24 protein-coding genes are annotated in these 23,229 nt (G+C 42.5%); 22 read left to right on the top strand and 2 right to left on the bottom strand.

Translation table 11 applies throughout. From position 1 onward, the window contains the following. The first annotated feature begins 3 nt into the window (after window positions 1–3). The 18 genes from sufD (at window position 4) to BUA59_RS00160 (ending at window position 17,325) form a co-directional block, all read left to right on the top strand. Window positions 4–1,263 carry a Fe-S cluster assembly protein SufD gene (gene sufD / locus BUA59_RS00075; protein WP_072837703.1) on the top strand — a complete coding sequence of 420 codons (1,260 nt, stop codon included), beginning with the start codon at window positions 4–6 and terminating at the stop codon, window positions 1,261–1,263. A gap of 11 nt (window positions 1,264–1,274) precedes the next feature. Beyond that, a complete protein-coding gene (locus tag BUA59_RS00080; RefSeq protein ID WP_072837704.1) occupies window positions 1,275–2,492 on the top strand; it encodes an aminotransferase class V-fold PLP-dependent enzyme in 1,218 nt (405 codons plus the stop codon). A gap of 9 nt (window positions 2,493–2,501) precedes the next feature. Continuing rightward, window positions 2,502–2,852, top strand: a complete 351-nt coding sequence (locus BUA59_RS00085; protein ID WP_072837705.1) for a HesB/IscA family protein — start codon at window positions 2,502–2,504, stop codon at window positions 2,850–2,852. A gap of 4 nt (window positions 2,853–2,856) precedes the next feature. Then, window positions 2,857–3,387, top strand: coding sequence for a putative Fe-S cluster assembly protein SufT (gene sufT / locus BUA59_RS00090; RefSeq protein ID WP_072837706.1), 531 nt, complete (start codon window positions 2,857–2,859; stop codon window positions 3,385–3,387). A 117-nt stretch (window positions 3,388–3,504) separates the two neighbouring features. After that, the gene (locus BUA59_RS00095; RefSeq protein WP_072837707.1) at window positions 3,505–3,930 is read left to right on the top strand and encodes a SufE family protein; all 426 of its coding nucleotides are present in this window, start codon (window positions 3,505–3,507) and stop codon (window positions 3,928–3,930) included. A 51-nt stretch (window positions 3,931–3,981) separates the two neighbouring features. Next, window positions 3,982–5,136, top strand: a complete 1,155-nt coding sequence (locus tag BUA59_RS00100; protein ID WP_072837708.1) for an IscS subfamily cysteine desulfurase — start codon at window positions 3,982–3,984, stop codon at window positions 5,134–5,136. 156 nt (window positions 5,137–5,292) lie between these two features. Continuing rightward, complete coding sequence (ndk, locus tag BUA59_RS00105) at window positions 5,293–5,700, top strand: nucleoside-diphosphate kinase (protein ID WP_024022239.1); 408 nt, start codon at window positions 5,293–5,295, stop codon at window positions 5,698–5,700. 145 nt (window positions 5,701–5,845) lie between these two features. Continuing rightward, window positions 5,846–6,961, top strand: coding sequence for a dual-specificity RNA methyltransferase RlmN (gene rlmN, locus BUA59_RS00110; protein ID WP_072837709.1), 1,116 nt, complete (start codon window positions 5,846–5,848; stop codon window positions 6,959–6,961). Window positions 6,962–7,003: 42 nt separating this feature from the next. After that, window positions 7,004–7,723 carry a tetratricopeptide repeat protein gene (locus BUA59_RS00115; RefSeq protein ID WP_072837710.1) on the top strand — a complete coding sequence of 240 codons (720 nt, stop codon included), beginning with the start codon at window positions 7,004–7,006 and terminating at the stop codon, window positions 7,721–7,723. A 1-nt stretch (window position 7,724) separates the two neighbouring features. Further along, window positions 7,725–8,729, top strand: a complete 1,005-nt coding sequence (locus BUA59_RS00120; RefSeq protein WP_245813066.1) for a RodZ domain-containing protein — start codon at window positions 7,725–7,727, stop codon at window positions 8,727–8,729. Window positions 8,730–8,737: 8 nt separating this feature from the next. Beyond that, entirely contained in the window at window positions 8,738–9,850 is a 1,113-nt protein-coding gene (gene ispG / locus BUA59_RS00125; RefSeq protein ID WP_072837712.1) for a flavodoxin-dependent (E)-4-hydroxy-3-methylbut-2-enyl-diphosphate synthase, read from the top strand. A gap of 9 nt (window positions 9,851–9,859) precedes the next feature. After that, entirely contained in the window at window positions 9,860–11,134 is a 1,275-nt protein-coding gene (hisS, locus tag BUA59_RS00130; RefSeq protein WP_072837713.1) for a histidine--tRNA ligase, read from the top strand. Window positions 11,135–11,195: 61 nt separating this feature from the next. Beyond that, on the top strand, window positions 11,196–11,837 hold the full coding sequence (locus BUA59_RS00135) for a YfgM family protein (RefSeq protein ID WP_072838053.1): 642 nt from the start codon (window positions 11,196–11,198) through the stop codon (window positions 11,835–11,837). A gap of 2 nt (window positions 11,838–11,839) precedes the next feature. After that, on the top strand, window positions 11,840–12,973 hold the full coding sequence (gene bamB, locus BUA59_RS00140) for an outer membrane protein assembly factor BamB (protein WP_072837714.1): 1,134 nt from the start codon (window positions 11,840–11,842) through the stop codon (window positions 12,971–12,973). Window positions 12,974–13,064: 91 nt separating this feature from the next. Further along, entirely contained in the window at window positions 13,065–14,402 is a 1,338-nt protein-coding gene (der, locus tag BUA59_RS00145; RefSeq protein WP_072837715.1) for a ribosome biogenesis GTPase Der, read from the top strand. 210 nt (window positions 14,403–14,612) lie between these two features. After that, entirely contained in the window at window positions 14,613–15,518 is a 906-nt protein-coding gene (rimK, locus tag BUA59_RS00150; protein WP_012069075.1) for a 30S ribosomal protein S6--L-glutamate ligase, read from the top strand. After that, a complete protein-coding gene (locus BUA59_RS00155) occupies window positions 15,518–16,567 on the top strand; it encodes a succinylglutamate desuccinylase/aspartoacylase family protein (protein ID WP_072837716.1) in 1,050 nt (349 codons plus the stop codon). The genes rimK and BUA59_RS00155 overlap by 1 nt, the downstream gene beginning before the upstream one ends. Window positions 16,568–16,707: 140 nt before the next feature. Next, window positions 16,708–17,325 (top strand): hypothetical protein, encoded by a 618-nt coding sequence (locus BUA59_RS00160; RefSeq protein ID WP_072837717.1) that lies wholly within the window; start codon window positions 16,708–16,710, stop codon window positions 17,323–17,325. A gap of 91 nt (window positions 17,326–17,416) precedes the next feature. Here the strand turns inward: BUA59_RS00160 and BUA59_RS00165 are convergent, their stop codons facing one another. Together BUA59_RS00165 and tmpT are read right to left on the bottom strand one after the other, a co-directional pair. Continuing rightward, window positions 17,417–19,684, bottom strand: a complete 2,268-nt coding sequence (locus BUA59_RS00165; protein ID WP_072837718.1) for a YgiQ family radical SAM protein — start codon at window positions 19,682–19,684, stop codon at window positions 17,417–17,419. Window positions 19,685–19,832: 148 nt separating this feature from the next. Further along, the gene (gene tmpT / locus BUA59_RS00170) at window positions 19,833–20,471 is read right to left on the bottom strand and encodes a thiopurine S-methyltransferase (protein ID WP_072837719.1); all 639 of its coding nucleotides are present in this window, start codon (window positions 20,469–20,471) and stop codon (window positions 19,833–19,835) included. Window positions 20,472–20,644: 173 nt separating this feature from the next. Between tmpT and BUA59_RS00175 the strand changes: the two genes are divergently transcribed. From BUA59_RS00175 to BUA59_RS00190, 4 genes are all read left to right on the top strand, one after another. Further along, window positions 20,645–20,842: a DUF2496 domain-containing protein gene (locus BUA59_RS00175; RefSeq protein WP_072837720.1), complete on the top strand. Its 198-nt coding sequence runs from the start codon at window positions 20,645–20,647 to the stop codon at window positions 20,840–20,842. Window positions 20,843–20,952: 110 nt separating this feature from the next. Next, a complete protein-coding gene (locus BUA59_RS00180) occupies window positions 20,953–21,312 on the top strand; it encodes a DUF1304 domain-containing protein (RefSeq protein ID WP_072837721.1) in 360 nt (119 codons plus the stop codon). A gap of 25 nt (window positions 21,313–21,337) precedes the next feature. Continuing rightward, window positions 21,338–21,871: a DinB family protein gene (locus tag BUA59_RS00185; protein WP_072837722.1), complete on the top strand. Its 534-nt coding sequence runs from the start codon at window positions 21,338–21,340 to the stop codon at window positions 21,869–21,871. A 42-nt stretch (window positions 21,872–21,913) separates the two neighbouring features. Continuing rightward, window positions 21,914–23,155, top strand: coding sequence for a leucine-rich repeat-containing protein kinase family protein (locus BUA59_RS00190; RefSeq protein ID WP_072837723.1), 1,242 nt, complete (start codon window positions 21,914–21,916; stop codon window positions 23,153–23,155). Window positions 23,156–23,229 lie beyond the last annotated feature (74 nt).

Here is a 23,229-nt window from a genome sequence, read left to right on the forward strand (position 1 = left end):
TGCATGAGTGAATGGTTAGAAAGCGCCATTGCTCGAGCGCAAGGTATCAATGATTGGCTTGCTCCAAAACGGGCGCACGCACTTGAACTTTTAGCAAATACCAAATGGCCAACTCGCAAAACCGAAGCGTGGCGTTATACGCCTCTTCGTCCAGTAGAGCGCACTCAAGCTAAAGTGATAAGCGATAAAGTTAATCTATCGCCGGTTGTAATTGCGGATTTATCCGCTATTGAATTGGTATTTGTAAACGGTCAGTTTGATCAAGCTCAATTAGCGAAAGCGTTGCCTGAAGGTTTGTCTATTTCCTTGGGTAGTGAGTTAGGTTCTGCTGAAAAAGCTGATGCGCTAAGTATTTTTTCAACGATTAAACCTGAGCGTCATATCTTTGGTTTAGTAAACGACGCGCTGGCACAAGATGTTGTGGTTGTGTCTGTTGCGGAAGGGGTTGAGATTACTCAACCAATTCGTATTAGTTCTTTGTTGAGCCAAGGTGCTGAATCTCATACTCGCGTTCAAGTTGTTTTGTCAGCAGGTTCTCGATTAACCGTTATTGAAGATGTTCAAGCACAAGGCGACAGCTTTAATACCGCCTTTGTTGAATACAATGTAGCGGCCAATGCACGTCTAGAGCATTACCGTTTTGCTTTGCAGACTGGTAGCAACGTTGCTATCGGCGGAAGTCATTTTAACTTGCATGACCATGCAAAAATGAACAGTACAATTGTTGGTTTTGGTAGTGATTTGTCTCGTTTGGATACAGACATTATTCATGCTGGTGAATTTGCTGATGCCAAGCTAAATGCCATGTATTTGTTGGATGGTAAAGAGCTGTTTGATCTTCATGCGACCGTTGAACACGCTAAGCCAAACGGTAAAACAGAAGAGAATGTTCGTTGTATCGTCGCCGATCGTGCGCGTGCTGTATTTAATGGTCGTATTCATATTCACCGTGATGCGCAGAAAACCTTGGCAGAGCTGAATAACCGCAACTTGTTGTTATCCGATAAAGCCGAGATTAATACCAAGCCTGAGTTAGAGATTTACGCTGACGATGTGAAATGTGCTCATGGTGCAACGGTTGCTCAGATTGATAAGCAAGCTTTGTATTACTTGCAGACTCGCGGTGTGAGCCGTTCGAAGGCGCAAGTAATGCTTAACTTTGGTTTTATTAACGAGTTGATTGATTTAATGCCAAATGCGGCGTTAGCGGAGTGGATTCGTCCTATTATTCGTGAGCGTTTTGCGCAAATGGAAGTGAAATAAGCGAGAATCGAATGAGTTTTGATGTAGCGGCTATCCGCGAGCAATTTCCGATTTTAAAGCGCGTAATTGACGGTAATCCGCTTATTTATCTTGATAATGCAGCGACAACGCAAAAGCCGCAGTGTGTGATTGATGCTTTGGTGGATTACTACACGACATGCAATTCCAATGTGCATCGTGGAGCCCATCGTCTTGCGGATGAAGCGACGCGTCGTTTTGAAGACGCACGCGACATCGTAAAAGACTTTATTAATGCGCCGAAACGCGAAGAGGTCATTTGGACTACGGGAACGACCGAGGCGATTAATATTGTCGCCAATGGTTTGGGCTCTTTGTTATCACCGGGTGATGAAGTCATTGCGACGGGAATGGATCACCATGCCAATCTCGTTACTTGGCAGCAAGCATGTAAAGTGTCCGGTGCGACTCTAAGAACCATTCCAGTGACGGATTCTGGCGAATTGGATCAAGCTGCTTATGATGCCATGCTAAATGAGCATACTAAGTTTGTTGCTTTTCCTCATGTCTCAAATGCATTGGGTACTGTGAACCCAATTAAAGAAATGACGACCAAAGCGAAAAAATTTGGCGCTTGGGTTTTAGTGGATGGCGCTCAAGGTGCCGCTCATGGCTATGCTGATGTGCAGGATATAGGTTGTGATTTTTATGCCTTTTCAGGTCATAAAATTTATGGGCCGATGGGTGTTGGTGTGCTTTGGGGTAAAGAGTCAATTTTGTCTACTTGGCCTGTTTGGCGCACCGGTGGCGAGATGATTTCCACCGTGACTTTGCAAGACGCTACATGGAATGTATTGCCTTATCGCTTTGAAGCGGGCACGCCCAATGTGGGTGATGCTATTGCGATGGGGGAGGCGATTCGTTGGTTTAGCGCCTTGGATCAAGATGCTGTTGCTGCACACGAAAAAGCTTTATTGGACCATGCCACAGAGCTTGCTGAGCAATTTGAAGGCTTAACCATTATTGGTACAGCCAAAGAAAAAATTGGCGTATTAAGTTTTGTGATGGATCAGGGTCATCCTGCTGATATCGGTTTTTTGTTGGACCGTCAGGGGATTGCTGTCCGTACTGGTGATCATTGCGCGCAGCCTTTGATGGCGCGTTTTAATGTTCCTGGTACTGCGCGAGCATCGTTCGCGATTTATAATACATTAGAAGAAGTTGACGCTTTGTTTGTGGCACTGAAAAAAGTGCGAACAATGCTGGCTTAGGAGGTTTCAATGACAGTAACAACGTTTGATCCTGTCTCTAGCGTGTCTTTAACCGCTTCTGCGCAGAAATATTTTGCCTCAAAATTGATAAAACAGCCAGGCAAGCTGATTCGACTAAGTACCAAAGAAAGCGGCTGTACGGGCTTTTCCTATGTGCTGGATATTGTTGATGCTGCTTTAGAGAATGACACTGTCTTGGATTTCGGCAATGTCACCCTTGCGGTAGATTCGCATTCGACTTCCATGCTGAAAGGCACCGAGATTGACTTGGTACGCGAAGGCGTTAACGAAGTTGTGAAGTTTAAAAACCCTAACGTTGTAGCAGAATGTGGCTGTGGCGAAAGCTTTAGTGTGAGTTAACTTCATGCAAAAAATGGTAGTAACACAGCGTCCTTGTCCAGCGCGACGAGTTCCAAGCGGTGAGCCAGTGAGTATTCCTGAAGGTCAGTTTATTACGATTAATCAGAGCTTAGGTGGCAATTATACCGTTACGTGGCAAGGTAATATGCTTCGTATAGATGGAACCGACGCTGAAGCAATTGGTCAGCAACCTGAGGTCTTAGATTTTAAAGATCTCGGCACGGGTGACATCAGTGAAGAGCAAGTCTGGCAGGCGCTAGATACAATTTACGATCCTGAGATTCCGATCAGCCTAGTATCGTTAGGCTTGGTGTATAAAGTGAGGTTAGATCAAGATTCAAAAACTGTTTTGATCGATATGACATTAACGGCGCCAGGTTGCGGAATGGGGCCTGTGTTGGTTGGTGATGTTAAGTATCGAGTGGCGAAAGTGCCAAATGTCGACTCAGTGAAAGTTGATTTGGTATTTGATCCACCTTGGTCACGAGAAATGATGAGTGAAGAGGCACAACTAGAAGCGGGTCTTTTCTTTTAGCAGCTTTTTGGGGATAGCTTCGGTCATTCATTAAAATCGAATACAATATGAAACGGCCTTGGCTTTTAGCCAATGCCGTTTTTGTTTTAATAGGCTTAGTGCAAAAAGAGGGTAGTCATGGCTTTACCTAGTACGGAAGACATCGTAGACGATATGTCGTTTTTTGACGATTGGGAAGATAAGTACAAGTACATCATTGATTTGGGTAAGTCTTTGCCGGCATTTGATGATGCGTGGCGTACGCCTGAGCGTTTGGTGAAAGGCTGTCAGAGCAGTGTTTGGATTCAGCCAGGTAGTGAGCAAGATGCCGTAAAAGGCGAAGTGCTGACGTTTGCGGTAGACAGTGATGCCATTATTGTTCGTGGCTTGCTTGGCTTGGTGTTAGCCGCATTGGATCATAAAACACCGCAAGAAATTTTAGATTTCGATATTACGGCGTATTTCGAAGAGCTGGATCTTGAGAGACACTTGAGTCCAACTCGCGGTAATGGTCTGCGTTCTATTGTGGGTCGCATAAAAGGCATCGCACAGGCTGCCGCTTAACTTTTTTAATTGTAAAAAAGCAGCCGTTTAATTTTTATTGGAGAGCTTTAAATGAACACCCCGGTTTACCTAGATAATTCTGCTACCACGCCAGTTGACCCAAGAGTGGCTGAAAAAATGATGGCGTGTTTAACGCAGGACGGCAACTTTGGAAACCCGGCTTCGCGTTCGCATCTTTTTGGTTGGCGTGCGGAAGAGGCGGTAGAAGAGGCTAGATTGCAGGTGGCTAGTTTAATTAAAGCGGATTCTCGTGAGATTGTTTGGACATCCGGAGCGACAGAAGCAAACAACTTGGCGCTGAAAGGTGTTGCTCATGCTTATCGCCAAAAAGGCCGCCATATTATTACTTCGATGATTGAGCACAAGGCGGTTTTAGACCCTTGCAAGCAGCTTGAAAAAGAAGGCTTTGAAGTGACTTATTTACAGCCTGATGTTCATGGTGTGATTTCACCTAATCAGGTTGCAGAAGCGCTTCGTGAAGACACTATTTTAGTCTCTTTGATGCATGGTAATAATGAGCTTGGTGTGCTGACGGATATTGCTGCAATTGGTGAGTTAACTCGATCTCATGGCGTGTTTCTTCATGTAGATGCGGCGCAAACCACAGGTAAAGTTGAAATTGATGTAAATGCCATGAAGGTGGATTTAATGTCGCTGACGGCTCATAAAACCTATGGACCAAAAGGCATTGGTGCCTTGTTTGTGCGTCGTTCGCCGAAAGTTAAGTTAGAGGCGCAGATTCACGGTGGTGGTCATGAGCGTGGTATGCGCTCTGGCACATTGGCAACTCATCAAATCGTTGGTATGGGCGAAGCATTTCGCTTAGCTGGTGAAGAAATGGAGCAGGATTGTGCTCGTATCAAAGCCTTGCGCGAACGTTTGTGGTCGTCTTTGACTGAGTTATCTGGCGTGCATCTTAATGGTGACTCAGATAACCGCGTTGCTGGTGTGTTGAATGTGGGGTTCTCTGGTGTTGATGGGGAAGTGTTGTTGATGTCTTTGAGCGATATCGCGGTGTCTTCTGGTTCAGCTTGTACTTCAGCAAGCTTGGAACCGTCTTATGTATTACGCACGATTGGTTTGGCTGATGATCTGGCGCACAGTTCTTTACGTCTTTCTGTGGGCCGCTTTACTACCGAGGAAGAGGTGGATTTTGCTGCCGAAATTATTAAAAACGCAGTGAGCCGTCTTCGATCCATAGCTTAAACGTAAGAATTGGTACTTTTGTCCTTGTTTGAATAAATAATGTTCGTTAGATCATACAATTTTAATGAATTGGTGCGTATAATACGCGCGCTGAACTTTTAAGTCCCGGGCCATGCAAAAGGCATCGCCCCTTTAAATTTAATTTGGAGTTATATCATGGCGTTAGAACGCACTCTATCTATCATCAAGCCTGATGCTGTTGCGAAAAACGTAATTGGCGAAATTTACACTCGTTTTGAACGTGCTGGTTTCAAAATCGTTGAAGCTAAAATGATTCAACTAGACGACGAATTGGCTGGTGGTTTCTACGCTGAGCACAAAGAGCGTCCTTTCTACAAAGATTTGGTTGCTTTCATGACGTCTGGTCCTGTTGTTGTTTCTGTTCTTGAAGGTGAAGGCGCTGTTCTTCGTCACCGTGAACTTATGGGTGCAACTAACCCTAAAGAAGCGACTGCTGGTACTTTGCGCGCAGATTACGCAACTTCTATCGATGCAAACGCTGTTCACGGTTCTGATTCTGTTGAATCTGCAACTCGTGAAATTGCTTACTTCTTCGGTAAGTAATTGACAGCTAGGACCTTTATGTCCGATCTGTTTTGTAAAAGCGGGCGCTAGCCCGCTTTTTTACAGAGGCTTCTGAAAAGACTTTTCTTTTCAGAGGCTTTTTTCGTTTACACTTAATGCTAACTACAGCAAGCGACATTGAATTATGACTGACATCAAAAAAGTAAACCTTTTGGGTTTATCCCCCGACAAACTGATTGAATTTTTTGAATCCATCGGCGAGAAGAAATTTCGTGCTACGCAAGTGATCAAATGGATTCATCAAAAGGGAGCGGAAAGCTTCGAAGAGATGACCGATGTCAGTAAGGCGTTGCGTGCAAAGTTAGAACAAATTTGTGAGATTCGTGGGCCGGAAGTGGTTTCGCAGAATATCTCTACCGATGGTACGCGTAAATGGATTATTCGTACTGAAGGTGGCAAAAACGATTGTGTTGAAACGGTTCTGATTCCTGATGGTGATAGAGCTACTTTGTGCGTTTCTTCGCAGGTAGGTTGCTCTTTGGATTGCAGTTTTTGCTCAACGGGTAAGCAAGGTTTTAATCGTAACTTAACACCAGCAGAAATTATTGGTCAGGTCTGGATTGCCATTAAGTCGTTTGGCCCGATGGACCCTAATGGTCCTCGTCGCGTAACAAACGTGGTGATGATGGGGATGGGCGAACCTTTAATGAATTTTGAGCCCGTTGTTGATGCGATGATCCTGATGATGCATGATCATGCTTATGGTTTGTCAAAGCGTCGTGTAACCTTGAGCACTTCTGGTGTCGTACCTAAAATCTATGAATTGGTAAAACGTACTGATGTGTCATTGGCGGTTTCATTGCATGCACCAAACGATGCGCTGCGTAATGAGCTAGTGCCAATTAATAAAAAATACCCGATTGCTGAGCTGCTTGAGGCTTGTCAGTTTTATTTGGCAAACTTGCCAGATAAACGTCACATCACGATCGAATATACCTTGATGTCAGGTGTGAATGACAATGAAGAGCAGGCGCATGAATTGGCTGAGCTTCTTAAAGTATTGGAATGTAAAATCAACTTGATTCCATTTAACCCATTCCCTCATTCTGGGTATGAAAAACCGTCTAATAATCGCACTCGTCGTTTCCAGAAGATTCTGGCTGATGCCGGTTATACCGTTACAGTTCGAACGACTCGTGGCGATGATATAGATGCGGCTTGTGGTCAATTGGTTGGAGACTTTCAGGACAAAACTCGTCGTAGTCAAAAATACATAGAGTTGCGTGAAGTGAAGAGTTAATCTATTTGAATTATTGATTCTGTATATGACAAGGATGTCGGTATGCGTTTATTGCTATTTTTATTGTATTGTTTGCTTTGTACGTCTTGTGCCTATCAAGTTGTTTCTCCAGACCCGCCTCCTATTTCGGAATCTAAAAAGCTGTCGATTGTTCAGACGCATCTTTTATTAGGGCAGTTGGGATTGGCGAAAAAGAAACTGGACCAGGTTGATGTTGCTTATCAGCGTCGTGATTATTGGCGATTGCTTAGTTTGTATTGGCTGAGTATTGAAGATTATAACAAGGCACTTTTGGTGCATGAAAAAGCTCTACAGAAGTTTCCCTATGATGATTTTATATGGAATAACTATGGAGTGCTTTTGGGGCTGAAAAAACATTGGGATGAGGCTTGTGAGGCTTTCGAAAAAGCAGGTAAAAAAGGCTTGTCAAAGCGTCAATCAGTGCAAATTAATCTTTCTAGGTGTGCTATACGTCAGAATCAAGTAAATTTAGCCGGAATCTATCTAAAACAAGCAAAAGAAATTGCGGATTTGCCTCTGATTGGTTTGATGACGGAGCTCAATCTTGTTTTAATACAGGGTAGTAATGACAAAGCTCGCTTAATTTTTAATAATATCCAGGCTGATAAAGAAACTGCCCGAGGATCGGTGCATTTTGATGAGTATAACTGTCTGTCGCGGCATTTAATTGCACGCGAAACTGACCCTACACTGTATTCATCTGCGAGTAATTTTACATGCCTGAATGGCTCAAGGTATTGACATGACAACTGAATTTCAAACGGATGCTTCTGTAAGTAAAACAAATATGGACACCATAAATATTGGTAATAGATTAAAAGCAAAAAGATTAGAGCTAGAGTTTGATGAAAGGCATGTTGCTACCGCACTAAAAATTCCTATCGATCAAGTTAGAGCACTTGAAGCGAATAATTTTAAATACTTCCGATCCATAACTTTTGCTAGGGGATTCCTGAAAAGCTATTGCCGTCTTTTGGGGATAGAGCCCTCTGAAATGTTACGCGCATTTGATAGCGAGCGAGAAGATGCAGAGCCAACAATTAAGCCTGTAGATAAGGTAAATAAGCAGACGAACTTTGGCGATCCAATAGTTATATTCATTTCTGTAGTTATTGTTGCTGTTCTAGTCTTTTTAGTTTTTTGGTGGCCTTCTCAGCCAAGCAAGCCTGTCGCATCAAATGAAATTAAGAGCGAAGTAAGTGAGCCCACTACTGCACCTGAACCTGCTTCTAATGAATCTCTTATGGATGACTTAAATGAGCCTTTAGCTATTGCTAATGTTTCTAGTTCAAACTCTAGTACGGGTACGGACGTTGCTTCAGGAAATGATGAGCAAGCTGCTAGTGTTCAGGTTGACAAGCCCGCTGACAATGGTGGTGTTGTAACTGGTCTTTCTGCTGAAACAATGGCAATTCTGGAAGAAGCTGGTGTTAGGCCTGAAGATGTTGTTAGAGCAACGGCAGAAGTTCCTGCTGAACTTGTAGCAACGCCGAAAGTACCTTCTTATACTGATGAGGTTGAAATTGCTTTTGATGCAGATTGTTGGACTGAAGTGCGTGATGCTTCGGGTAAAATCCTGTTTTCTGGCGTGAAATCTGCTGGTAGTCAGTTATCACTAACGGGTAAAGCTCCTTATCGCGTCGTGTTGGGTTACGCGAAAGGCGTTTCATCTTTGAAATACAAAGGTGAAGTATTCGATTTTTCTTCTTTTACAAATAAAGATTTGGCTCGATTTGAGCTCAAGTAGAGACTCTTATGCATTTTGAATCACCTATAAAACGCCGTCGTTCTCGTCAGATCATGGTTGGGAATGTGCCGGTTGGCGGTGGTGCGCCAATTAGTGTTCAGAGTATGACGAACACAGAAACTTGTGATGTTGATGCTACCGTGGCTCAGATTCGTGCTATTGCCGATGCTGGTGCCGATATTGTTCGTGTTTCTATTCCATCTATGGATGCTGCCGAAGCGTTCAAAAAAATACGTGAAGCCGTTTCGATTCCATTGGTCGCAGATATTCATTTCGATTATAAAATCGCTTTGAAAGTGGCTGAATATGGAGTCGATTGCCTTCGGATTAATCCAGGTAATATCGGTAATAAAGACCGTATTCGTGCGGTTGTTGATTGCGCTCGAGACAAAAATATTCCCATTCGTATCGGGGTTAATGCGGGGTCTTTGGAAAAAGATCTGCAAAAGAAATACGGTGAACCGACTCCTGATGCTTTAGTTGAATCTGCTTTTCGTCAAATCCAATATTTTGATGAGTTGGATTTCCATGAGTACAAGTTGAGTCTTAAAGCATCTGATATTTTTATGACGGTTGAAGCCTACCGGAAAATTGCCAGCCAAATAGATAATCCGCTGCATTTAGGGATTACTGAAGCTGGTGGGTTGCGCTCTGGTACAGTCAAATCTTCGATTGGCCTTGGTTTGCTTTTAATGGATGGTATTGGCGATACGCTACGAGTTTCTCTAGCGGCCGATCCTGTCCAAGAGATCAAAGTCGGTTGGGACATGTTGCGTAGTTTGAAGTTGCGTAATCGTGGCATTAATTTTATTGCTTGCCCAAGCTGTTCTCGTCAGAATTTCGATGTTATTAAAACAATGAATGAATTAGAAGAGCGTCTTGATGACATTACTGTCCCAATGGACGTTGCTGTTATTGGTTGTGTAGTGAATGGTCCGGGTGAAGCAAAAGAAGCGGACATAGGTCTTGCTGGTGGTTCGCCGAATAACTTGATCTATCAAGATGGTAAGCCGAACAGCAAAACGAAAAATGAAACGCTTGTTGATGATTTAGAAAGAATGATTCGTAAAAAGGCTCTCCTTAAAGAGCGGGAATTAGCCAATATCATTGTAAAAAATTAAGGATCCATTGTGGCTCGTAAAATTCAAGCGATCAGGGGAATGAACGACATTTTGCCTGATCAATCCTCTGTTTGGTTATATCTAGAAAAAACAGTGGCTGATGTTGTTAAGTCTTATGGATATCAGCAAATTCGTTTTCCTATCGTTGAAAATACGGATTTATTTAAACGCGGTGTCGGTGAAACAACGGATATTGTAGAAAAAGAAATGTATACCTTTGATGATCGTAATGGTGAGTCTTTGACTTTACGTCCTGAAGGTACTGCAAGTTGTGTTCGTGCTGCGGATCAGGCGGGTTTGTTGTTTAATCAAACTCAGCGCCTGTGGTACACAGGACCGATGTTCCGTTATGAACGTCCCCAAAAAGGTCGCTATCGCCAATTTCATCAAATTGGTGTGGAATCTTTTGGTATGGGGTCTGCTGATATCGACGCTGAGTTAATTATTTTGTCCGCTCGATTGTGGAAAAAACTCGGTTTGTTGGAGCATGTTGAGCTGCAATTGAATACCATCGGCTTGGCGTCTGAGCGTGAAACTTATAAAGCAGCTTTAGTTGATTATTTGACTGAGTTTAAAGATCAACTGGATGAAGATAGTCAGCGCCGTCTAGGTACGAATCCATTAAGAATATTAGATTCTAAAGATGAGTCGACCCAGACAGTACTTAAAGACGCGCCAAATCTAGAGGATTTTATTGGCGAAGAGTCACAAGCTCATTTTGATCTTTTACAAGCTATCTTGAAAGCTAATGGTATATCGTATGTTATTAACCGCCGTTTAGTGCGTGGTTTGGATTATTACGGTAAAACTGTTTTCGAATGGGTTACGACACATTTAGGTTCTCAAGCAACCGTTTGTGCGGGTGGCCGTTATGACGGTTTGGTCGAGCAGCTAGGTGGAAAATCAACTCCAGCTGTTGGTTTTGCTATGGGGATAGAGCGTTTAGTACTTCTGCTTGAAACGTTAAACTTGATTCCAGACGAAGCGAAATTTTCTACTGATGTGTTTGTTATTAGTATGGGTGATGATGCAGAGCTTGCTTCTTTTGTTTTAGCTGAGCGATTGCGTGAAAAGAATTCAAATCTTGTCGTTTTGCGCCACTGTGGCGGTGGTAATTTTAAGAATCAAATGAAAAAAGCCGATCGTTCAGAGGCTCGTTTTACGATTGTTTTAGGACAGGACGAGATCGATAACGGTATTTGTCAGGTAAAAGATATGTCAACGGGTGAGCAACAACCTCATTCAATTGACGATGTTGCTGCCTATATTAATGCCAAGTTGTAACTTGATTTAATGGAGTGTCGCTACTCATATATTTGGCGGCACCTTGCATGAGGAAGAAAAAGTGTCTGAATTAAAGACTGAAGAAGAACAAATCGAAGCGTTTAAATCATGGTGGAAAAAGAACGGCATAATGTTGGTCGTTGCTATCGCTGTTGCTGTTGGTGGTTATTTTGGTTGGCAGGCGTGGAAAACGAGCCAAGCTAACTATACTAGCGAAGCATCTGCGCTTTATCAAAACTTGGTCCAAGCCTCTGCTGATTTAAGTGATGAAAATAATCAAAAAACTGTCGTCTTTATCGCTAAGCAACTTGCCGATGATTATGGTGACACTGGTTATGCAATGTTCGGTCAATTATTCTTGGCTCGTGTAGATGCTGAAAATGGCAAATACGATGAAGCAATTAAGGCATTGGATGATGCTATTGCCAAAACAAAAGATATTTCTTTTGTGGCGATTGCGAATCTACGAGTAGCGCGATTAATGCTTCAAAAAGAGGATTATGCTGGCGCTATGGCTCGTGTTGAAAAAGTATCTGAAGAAGAGTTTGCTGCACAGCAGCAAGAATTGATTGGTGATATTTTAATCTCACAAGGTAAGCGTGATGATGCGCGTATTGCTTATCAGAAGGCTAGTGAGGCATTGGGCGTTGGTGTAAATCATCCATTGCTTGATATTAAACTTAAGGATTTGGTGAAAGGTTAACTATGAGCAAGTCTCTTTTTTTCGTCGTATTGTTTACTGCTTTGATCATTCAGGGTTGCTCTAACTCTCGTCCAGCTTTGCCAGACCTTCCTTCTATTGAAAGTAAGGTTAATTTAAAAACATCGTGGCGGACTGGTGTGGATGGTAATTTTGGTGAGTCTAGTGAACGTTTTAATCTTGTTGCAGAAAACGGTTCGTTGTTCTTTGTCACTGCTAAGGGAACGGTTTACGAACTTGCGCAAGAGAATGGAAAGAAAAAAGATACTTTCTCAACTGAATATAGACCTAGTGCAGGTGTAGCGCGCCATGGTGACGTTGTATATTTTGGTACGTATGATGCTCAACTGATTGCCGTTTCTTTAACAAGTAAATCGATATTGTGGGAAAAGACGTTAAGTTCTGAAGTGTTGTCGGAAGGCTCTTATGCTGCTGGTAAATTGGCTATTCAAACTGCTGATGGCTGGTTAAGTGTACTTGATGCTGAAACGGGTGATACTCAGTGGCGTGCGAAAGAAGATTTGCCATCTTTGACGGTACGTGGTACAAGCGCACCTGTTATTGCTGACGGCAAGGTTATTGCAGGTTTTGCCAGCGGTAAGTTGAAAGCTTATTCGCTACAAGACGGTAATTTACTTTGGTCGTATGAGGTCGGTAAGCCTGAAGGGCGTTATGAAATAGAGCGATTAAGCGATATAGATGGTCGTTTAGTAGTAGAAAACGGTGTTGTTTATGCTGTTGCCTACAATGGTACGCTTGCCGCTCTTTCGATTGAAAATGGTCGCCCATTATGGCAGCGTAGTATTCCTAGTTCTGTAGGTGTTGCCGTACGAGGAGAGCTGTTAGTTGCGGTTGATATGACAAGTAAAGTCATTGCGTTGAACGCTAAAAACGGCACCGAGGTTTGGGAAAATAAAGATCTTGTAGACCGAGATTTAATTACGCCAGAATTTTTCCGTGACTATGTTGCTGTGATGGATCGCGGTGGTTATGTTCATTTACTTGATCTAACAACGGGCGAAGTTGCAGCTCATAAAGTAGCTGATAATGGCGTCCCACCAGGTAGTCGCATGGTGGCAAATGACAAACAATTGTTTATTCTTACGCCGAACTCTAATGTGACGGCATTGAGCTATTGAAATCAGTTTCGATTTCTTTTAGCGATTTTTAAAGAGGCTGCCATCCCTTTTATAGGGGTGGTGGCCGCTTTGTATTTTTATAGGTAAAAAAATGATTCCAGTTATTGCATTGGTAGGTAGACCCAATGTTGGCAAGTCAACTCTCTTCAATCAATTGACGAGATCTCGTGATGCTTTGGTTGCCGATTATCCAGGCTTAACCCGTGACCGAAAATACGGTGACGGTAAACTTGGTGAACATGAATTTATCGTCATTGATACCGGTGGTATCAGTGGTGATGAGCAAGGTATTGATGAAAAAATGGCACGCCAGTCTTTGTTGGCGATAGAAGAAGCAGATGTTGTCTTGTTTCTTGTTGATGGCCGTCATGGTCTGAACCCTGCTGACGAGATGATCGCTAGCCATTTGCGTCGTTCTAATAAGCAGGTTTCTCTTGTGGTGAATAAGACCGACGGTATCAATGAAGATATCGCTTTGGCAGATTTTTATTCATTAGGTTTTGGTGAGTTACACCCAATTGCTGCTTCTCATGGTAAGGGCGTACATGTCCTAATAGATAAGGTCATGTTGCCATTTGCAGAGCGTGTTGAAGAAGCTAAGAATCAAATTAGCATAGAATCACGTGGCATTCGTATTGGTGTGGTGGGTCGTCCAAATGTGGGTAAATCTACATTGGTAAACCGCATGCTAGGCGAAGACCGTGTTGTGGTTTATGACATGCCAGGCACCACCCGTGACAGTGTTTATATTCCTTATGTGCGTAATGATAAAGAATATACTCTTATCGATACCGCAGGTATTCGTCGCCGTAAACATGTTAAAGAAGCGGTTGAGAAGTTTTCTATTGTTAAGGCTTTGCAAGCCATTCAAGATGCTAACGTAGTTATTGTAGTAATTGATTCCCATGAAGATTTGGTTGAGCAAGATCTACACATGATCGGTTATGTGTTGGATGCGGGGCGTGGTGTTATCATTGCCATCAATAAATGGGATGGTCTTAAAAAAGACGATCGTGAGCATATCAAGAGTGAAGTTGAGCGTCGTTTGGGTTTTGTTCCTTACGCTAAAGTGCATTACATCTCGGCCTTGCATGGTACTGGTGTTGGTGATTTGTACGATACGATTGAAAGTACTTATGAGTCTTGTTATGCCAAATGGACAACAAACCGTTTGACAAGAATTCTTGAAGATTCCATTGCAGAACATCAGCCTCCAATGGTGAATAGTCGTCGAATTAAGCTTCGATACGCGCACCAAGGTGGATCAAACCCACCACGTATTGTTGTTCATGGTAATCAAACGGATTCTTTGCCAGGAAGCTATAAGCGCTATCTTGAAAATAAATTTAGAACTGTGCTGAACATTACTGGTACACCGATTATTTTTGAATTCAAATCGGCTGAAAACCCGTTTGCTCCTAAGAAATAATCGTTATTTCTAGAATATAACTCAAGAATCTCTGAGTGCCTTTGTTAGAAAGGGGAGCTTGGAGATTTTTTTATGTAAAATGTATTAAATCTCTTTCTAAATATAAGGTTATTCACTATTCTCGCGCCAATGGCGTTAATCTTTATATAAGCCCCTTTTTTATAAGCATCGTTTGTACGTTTGCTTTCTTATTTTGTTCAAAGGACATCTATGAAAATCGCAATTCTTTCTCGTAATCCTCGACTTTATTCTACTCGTCGATTGGTTGAGGCAGGTGAACAGCTTGGGCATGAGGTGGATGTAATTGATACGATGCATTGTTATATGGACATTACAAGTAGCAACCCTTCCGTTCGTTACGACGGTAAGCCACTGCCTAAGTATGATGCGGTTATTCCAAGAATTGGAGCATCAGTTACTTTTTATGGTACGGCTGTGGTTAGACAGTTTGAGATGATGGGCACTTACAGTATTAACGAGTCCGTAGCGATCAGTCGTTCACGTGATAAGTTAAGGTCTTTGCAGCTTATGTCTCGTAAGGGTTTGGGCTTGCCTAAAACAGGCTTTGCGCATCATCCTGATAAAATAGGCGACTTGCTGAAAAATGTCGGTGGCGCGCCTGTAGTGATTAAGCTTTTGGAAGGGACGCAAGGGATTGGTGTCGTTTTGGCGGAGTCGAATAAGACTGCTGAGTCTATTATCGAAGCTTTTATGGGCTTAAAAGCTAATATCTTGGTGCAAGAATATATCAAAGAAGCAGGTGGTGCTGATATTCGCTGTTTGGTAGTTGGTGGTAAAGTTATTGCTGCAATGAAAAGACAAGGTGCAGAAGGCGAGTTTCGCTCAAACCTTCACCGCGGTGGCACAGCGTCTTTAATTCGATTGTCGCCTGAAGAAAGGCGCACAGCGGTAGAAGCTGCAAAAGTAATGGGCTTGAATATGTGTGGTGTGGATATACTAAGATCCAATAATGGCCCTCTTATTATGGAAGTTAACTCCTCGCCTGGTTTAGAAGGTATTGAATCTGCAACCGGCAAAGACGTTGCTTCTATGATTATTAAGCACATTGAAAAAACGGCATTTTTGAGTAGCACAAAAACAAAAGGAAAAGGTTAATGGGGAAAGCAACTTTAACAATTGGCGGTGTAGAGATTCCGCTAGGTGGTACTGCTCGTATAAAACTGCCAATGGTAAAGTTGTATACGGACACGAACATGTCTATGCCGGTGTTTGTAAAGCGCGGCAAGCGTTCTGGTCCGACCTTGTTTATTAGTGCTGCGATTCATGGTGATGAGTTGAATGGTATCGAGATTATTAGTCGAATCATTCAAAGCAAATATCTTGAGAGTTTAAAAGGTACCTTGATCGCAGTGCCAATTGTTAACGGTTATGGCGTGTTGAGTCAAAGTCGTTATTTACCTGATAGACGAGATTTAAATCGTTCTTTTCCAGGCTCTCAGCGTGGCTCCTTAGCGGGACGCGTTGCAGATCGTTTTTTGAGTGAGATTGTTTCTAAGGCAAATTACGGTATTGACCTTCATACGGGAAGTTTGCACCGTACCAACTTGCCGCAAGTGCGAGCGAATCTTGATGATCCTGAGACACTGGCTATTGCAAGAGCCTTTGGTGTTCCTGTTTTGATGAACTCTAATCTTCGCGATGGCTCATTACGTGAATGTGCCAATGATGTTGGTGCTAAGGTTATTTTGTATGAAGCGGGTGAAGCGTTGCGCTTTGATGAGCTATCTATACGAGCTGGTGTGAAAGGAATTGTTGGAGTCATGAGGCATTTGGGAATGTTGCCTAAGTCGCGCAGTAAAAAGTCTCTGTCTGAGCCGAGAATTGCACGCAGCAGTAGTTGGATAAGAGCCACTGATAGTGGTTTTACAACACATATCAAAGAGCTAGGTGATCTTGTTGAGACCGGTGATGTGCTTGCTGAGATTAAAGATCCTTATGGTGATATTTTAGATAAGGTTTTGTGCAAAAATGGTGGGATTATTATTGGTAAGCAAAATATACCATTAGTTCAAGAAGGTGACGCTATGTACCATATTGCTCACTTTTCATCCCCAGATGAAGTGGCAGGACATGTGGAAAGTATGCAGGATGAGTTGATGGACAGTGAAGCGTCTTTGAATTTGATCGACTATAAGTCGTCTTGACTCGATAACTAATGTCATTTTCATTATAAATGTCATGACATAAGCATGAAACAAGTAATGATAGTGTCATCTTCATGTGTCATATCGTTTTTTCACTTTTTTTTCACTAAAATCTCAACTTCAAAAGTTGAGGTCTTTTCATGTTTATTCTTCGTGGTTTGGTTTATCTTTTTGCTGTTGCTGGCGTAGCTCAGCTTATCTCTTTGGAAGGGTATCAGTCGCTAACTGCTGCTGAATACAGTGAGCAAACTCTTACTGAGCATCTGCAAGACTTCATGTCTTTCTTTAGCTGCATGTTATTTCTTTATGCTGCGCGTTTAGACGCAAAATTAAATATAGCCGCGACATTGCTCGGAGCTTTGCTGGCGATGATGTTTGTGCGTGAATCTGATTCTTTATTGGATCAGTATGTGTTTGATGGAGCTTGGCAAAGCATTGTAAGCATTATATTTATATGTGTTTTAATTTTTCTATGGGGGCGGTTTTCTTCAATTTACGCTTCTTTAAAAGAGTATTCTCTACAATCTAGCTTTGGTACTTTTCTAGCTGGATTTGTCACTATACTGGCGTTTTCTAGGTTGATGGGTCGTAGTTCATTTTGGCAGGCTGTAATGGGCGATTCCTATATGCGTCTTGTTAAGAATATTGTAGAAGAGGGGATTGAGACATTAGGTTATACCTTAATCTTAATCTCTGCTATCGAGTTGGTTATTGCTTGTCGTAGACGCAGTAAGCTAGCAAAGATAGAGCATAACTAATTTCTAATGTAATGAAAAAACGCGCCATGTTGAATAAGCATGACGCGTTTTTTTATGTCTGTCTCTTTGTGAACTTAATTTTGGGATAAGCTTACTGTTGGCGAGACTTTACTTTTGTCTTGCGGCGTTTTGCTGGAGCAGTTAGCCCACCATTAGTACGGCTACTTGCAGGTTTGGCATCGTTGCTCGTTTTGCGGCGAGCTTTTTCTGCAGCGGCATTCTTCTCCATAGTTGGTCTGTTTGACGTATGGGAAGCGCCAGTAGCTTGACCTGGTTTGGCTTTTTGAGGACGACGATGGATCTGCTTATCTTTCTCTTCCGCTGGCACCAATTTGTTATCACCATGACCGATAAGATCAGGGCGTCCCATTTTGATTAAAGTGTTGCGTAGGTCTTGCCAGTTGCTTGGGTCGTGATAACGCAAGAAGCCTTTTTGTACCGTACGTTGTTTGGCATCTTTGGGCGTATAAACGTCTTCACTCTTATAGGTAACTGGTTTTAGTGGGTTTTTACCAGAATGATACATAGCTGTCGCTAATGACATGGGCGAAGGATAAAAGGTTTGTACTTGGTCCGGTTTGAAGTCGTTGGTTTTCAACCACACAGCAAGGTTAAGCATATCCTCGTCTGAACTGCCCGGATGGGCGGCGATAAAGTAAGGGATTAAATGCTGCTTCTTGCCTGCTTCTTTGGAATATTTATCAAACATGCGTTTGAAGCGGTCATATGTACCCATACCTGGCTTCATCATTTTTGATAAAGTGCCTTGCTCTGAGTGCTCTGGAGCAATTTTCAGTAAGCCACCAACGTGATGGGTGACGAGTTCACGAACGTACTCAGGATCTTCTACAGCAAGGTCATAACGTAAACCGGAGGCGATAGATACGGTATGAATACCTTCAACCGCACGAGTTTTACGATATAGTTGAGTTGTTGGGCTATGATCTGTATTCAAGTTGGAGCAAATGGTCGGATAAACACAAGACAGTTTACGGCACGACGCTTGTACTTCATCGTCGTTACAGTTCAGGGTGTACATGTTGGAAGTAGGTCCGCCAAGGTCAGAAATATGCCCTGTGAAACCTGGCACCTTGTCCTTGATATCTTCAATTTCCTTCAAAATTGATTCGTGTGAGCGAGATTGAATCACTCGTCCTTCATGCTCGGTAATCGAACAAAAAGTACAGCCACCAAAACAACCACGCATAATGTTGATCGATGTTTTGATCATGTCATAAGCAGGAATGCGGGCTTTTTTGTATTTCGGGTGCGGCACACGTGCATAAGGTAAATCAAACACGCCGTCCATTTCAGGTGTTTCCAATGGAATCGGTGGCGGATTTACCCAGATTTCTTTCTTGCCATGTTTTTGAATCAGTGCGCGTGCGTTATGCGGGTTTGATTCAAGGTGCAAAATACGTGATGTGTGCGCGTATAAAACAGGGTCTTTAGAAACTTTTTCAAAAGAAGGTAAACGAATATAGGTTTTTTCAGGATCGAGCTTTTCGCCACGACGAAGTGGAGCAGGAATTACGCGAATAGGCATTACGTCGGACTCTTCTTCGTCCTTTGTCTGACACTTACCTTCTGGAATATATTCATAAGGGCTGTAAATTTGTTCTACTTTGCCGGGCCAATCCACACGAGTCGAATCGATTTCTGTATAGCCGCCAGGTGGGGTATTTCGAACAATAGTCGTGCCGCGAATATCGGTTAACTCATCAAGTGTTTTACCCATAGCCATCTGATGGGTTACTTCAATCATGGCGCGTTCAGCATTGCCGTAAAGTAAAATATCGGCAGTCGAATCGATTAGCACTGAACGGCGCACTTCATCACTCCAATAATCATATTGGGCAATACGGCGAAGGCTGGCTTCAATACCGCCAATCATCACTGGTACATCATGGAAGGCTTCTTTACAACGCTGAGAATAAACAATAACCGCGCGATCAGGACGTTTTCCGCCAATGCCATAAGGTGTATAAGCATCATCATTACGTACTTTCAAGTCGGCAGTGTAGCGGTTGATCAAGGAGTCCATATTGCCTGCAGTAACGCCAAAGTACAGGTTAGGACGACCAAGACGCATGAAATCTTCAGTGTTACGCCAATCTGGTTGATCGATGATGCCGACGCGATAACCTTGCGCTTCTAATAAGCGACCTAAAACCGCCATACCAAAACTAGGGTGATCCACATAAGCATCACCTGAAACTATGATTACATCACAGCTGTCCCAGCCAAGAGCGTCCATTTCTTCTCTTGTAGTTGGTAGGAAGGGCGAAACGCCATAACACTCAGCCCAATATAATGGGTAAGAAAAGAGTTCTTTGGCGGTTTTATGTCGTTTGATCATTGTTTACTCTTGGTATCGGGCGTAATGGCTAGCGATATTCTTTGTCATTACGAGGATACATGGCTTATCGGTGAAAAATTGTGCTGCATTATCCCAGAAAAAACCTAGGGTAGACAGCCTAATCTAGGCCTATTCAGGCTTATATTCTCTAAGGTTGAATACGCCATACACTTTCTTCAAATATGTTGTGTCCTTCCTCTTTATACTGAGGATTGGTCAGTGCTAGGTTTTCCGAGGCGATTTTCTGAATTTGACTCCCCCACAGTGATACAACACTATCTTCATTGACAGAAAACGGCGGACCTTGTTTGTCGCCATCATACTGTAATGAAACCAATAGCACGCAAGCAGATGAAGACAAACGATCAAGTGTATGGGTAACATACTCTTTACGTTTTGAATCTGGCATGGCTATCATTGCTGCGCGATCATAACAGGCATCAAAATCGGTTTCGTTGAATTGAAAATAGTCACCCTCGACAATGCGTAGAGGCAATCCGTCAACACTATGAACTTTTAAATCGCCTTCTTGATGTGTTTCAAAGGCCAAATCGTTATCACCTAAAAACTGAATCACCGCTAGAGAAGATAGCTCAACGCCTGTAACCTGATAACCTTGCTCAGCTAACCAGATCATGTCATTGGACTTTCCACATAAAGGCACAAGAATTCGACTTCCTTTTGGCAAGACAGGCCAGAACTCTATTAGCTTTGGGTTGACGCCTTCTTGATGAAAGCCAATACGCCCTGTTTTCCATCGATCCAACCAAAATTCATTTGTAATCACGATAACCTCGTTAAATTAGGCTTGTTTATGTTCTATGTGTATTGTATTTGTCTTATTTTACGTCGAACAATTCGTAATGCAAAAAATCCATTATAGACGGCAAAAAAGTTTTTTAACTGCCTATTTTTCGCATTTTACACATAGATTGTTGCAGTCTTCCATATGGAGTTTTTATGTCTTTAGACCATGCGCCAGATCATATCAAGCTGGCTGTTGATCTTATTGAGTTGCTTGAAAGTCACGATATTGATCCAAGTGTCGCTGTTGGTGCTTTGACCATTGCTTTGAGAGACTTTCAAGCGAAGCTTGAAAGAATAGATAAAGAGCAAGCGAAGCTTGAAAATACAGATAAAAAAGTAAGTGGAGCTTGAGTGAATAGACCAAGAAGAAACAAAATAGTTTCTCAGAGGCTTCATTCGAACTCGACGAGTTAAATTAAAATTGTTTTACCAATAGAATAAAAAAATAAGAGGTTCTATCTATGCAATTAATTGCACTTGTTGCCACAGCACTTGTCGCTCTTTTACATCTATACATTATGTACATCGAGATGTTTCTTTGGGATAAACCTAAAGGCATGAAAATATTTGGCTTGAAACCGGAATTTGCCAAAGCGAGCAAGGTAATGGCTGCGAACCAAGGGCTTTATAACGGTTTTCTTGCTGCGGGGTTATTGTGGGGGTTGTGGCTTGGTGTGGCAGGCTCACAGGTGACAGTTTTCTTTTTGCTTTGTGTGGTTGTTGCTGGTGTTTACGGTGCGATTACCTCAAGCAAGAAAATATTGTTTGTACAGGGATTGCCTGGGGTGATTGCTTTAATTGCGGTTTTATCAGCAGCTTAGCGAATACATTAAGAGGGGGAGGGTTATGTCGGTAAAAGAAAATATGCAGCTGATGGCGTCTTATAATCAATGGATGAATCAGGCTGTTTATAAAGCCGTTGGTGAGTTAAGTTATGCCGATCTAGTTGAAGATAAAGGTGCATTCTTTGGCTCTGTGCTAGGCACGCTTAATCACAATTTAGCGGCTGATATTATTTGGCTGAAACGCTTTGCAGACCATTTCATTGAGCTTTCTAGTCTAGATCTTGTTCGTGCGTTAGAGCGTCCGGCTGAGCTTAATACTCAGTTGTTTGATGATTTACTCTTATTGCAACGTAAACGTTTCGAGCTAGATAAGCAGATTATTACCATGATGGATGAAGTAACCGACGAGATGCTAGCATCGGCATTGGTATATAAAAATATGAAGGGGATTGATCATTCTCAACGGTTTGGTTTTACGCTGCAGCATTTTTTTAACCATCAGACCCATCATAGAGGACAGATAACTACCTTGCTTTCACAAATGGGAATTGACGTTGGTATTACTGACTTGATAATCACCATTCCACGCATGTAATTGTTATAATGCGCATAAATCTTATTTAAAAAGAGTTCTATTGTGCACACACTTGACCAACTTAACCGTGGAGAGTTGAAAGGCATTGTTCGCCTGCAGCTATCTGAGAATTTAACAGTTTTTCCTGAGGCTATCTTTGATCTAGCTGAAAGCCTAGAAATTTTAGATTTATCGAATAACAGTTTAAGTGAGCTACCAGCAGATTTATCACGTTTTAAAAAACTTCGTATACTTTTTTGCTCGAATAATCGCTTCACGCAATTGCCAGAGGTTCTAGGGCAATGCGAGAACTTGGAGATGATTGGTTTTAAAAGCAATCAAATTACTAGCGTGTCTTCTGATTCGTTGCCGACACTGACCCGTTGGTTAATTCTTACCGATAACAAAATTGACTCTCTTCCAGAGGATTTTGGAAAGCTAATACGTCTACAGAAGCTGGCTTTAGCGGGAAATCGTTTAACATCACTGCCTGATTCTATCGTTAATTGTCGCAACCTGGAATTGGTTCGCCTTTCGGCTAATCAGCTGGTGGCTTTCCCTGATGCCTTATTGGAGTTGCCTCGTTTGGCTTGGTTGGCATTCTCTGGCAATCCATTTTGTGCCGAGCGTGATCCGCATAATGAATTTAAAACAGTGCAATTTCGTGATTTGGAATTGCATCAAGTATTGGGACAGGGGGCATCAGGTGTTATTTCCTTAGCGACTTGGCGTGAAAATACCTTTGATTTTTCAGACACTGTAGCCGTCAAGGTATTCAAGGGTGAGGTAACGAGTGATGGTTATCCTGAGGACGAACTTGATGCATGTCTTGCTGTCGGTAACCACAGTAATTTGGTTCAACCTTTGGCAAAAGTGACGGAGGTTGATTGTTCTGCGCTGGTGATGGAGCTGATTCCTGCACATTATACGAATCTAGGTCAACCACCAAGTCTTATGTCTTGCACACGCGATACTTTTGCGGTGGATCAGCAATTCTCGATAGATAAAATAATTCGAATTGTTGAGCAAGTAGATCAGTTAGTCGCGCATTTTTGTGAGAAAGAAGTCAGCCATGGCGATCTTTATGCCCATAACATCTTAATCAATGAAGAAGGTCATGTATTGTTTGGTGATTTTGGTGCGGCATCAAAATATGCTAATTTATCGCCTCAGCAGCAGAAAGGGATTGAGCGAATAGAGCGACGAGCTTTAGGCTTCTTTATCGATGATATGTTGAGCTTGTGTGTTGAAGAAGATCGAAATAGCGACCTTTATAAATTGCTACGCTCTCACGCATTTTCCTAGATTATAAAGTTGTTTTAAACCTTATTTGTTAGGTAAAAAGTGCCCCGCATCTCATGCTCATGAAATGCGGGGCA

It is taken from the genome of Marinomonas polaris DSM 16579, assembly GCF_900129155.1.
GTDB lineage: Bacteria > Pseudomonadota > Gammaproteobacteria > Pseudomonadales > Marinomonadaceae > Marinomonas > Marinomonas polaris.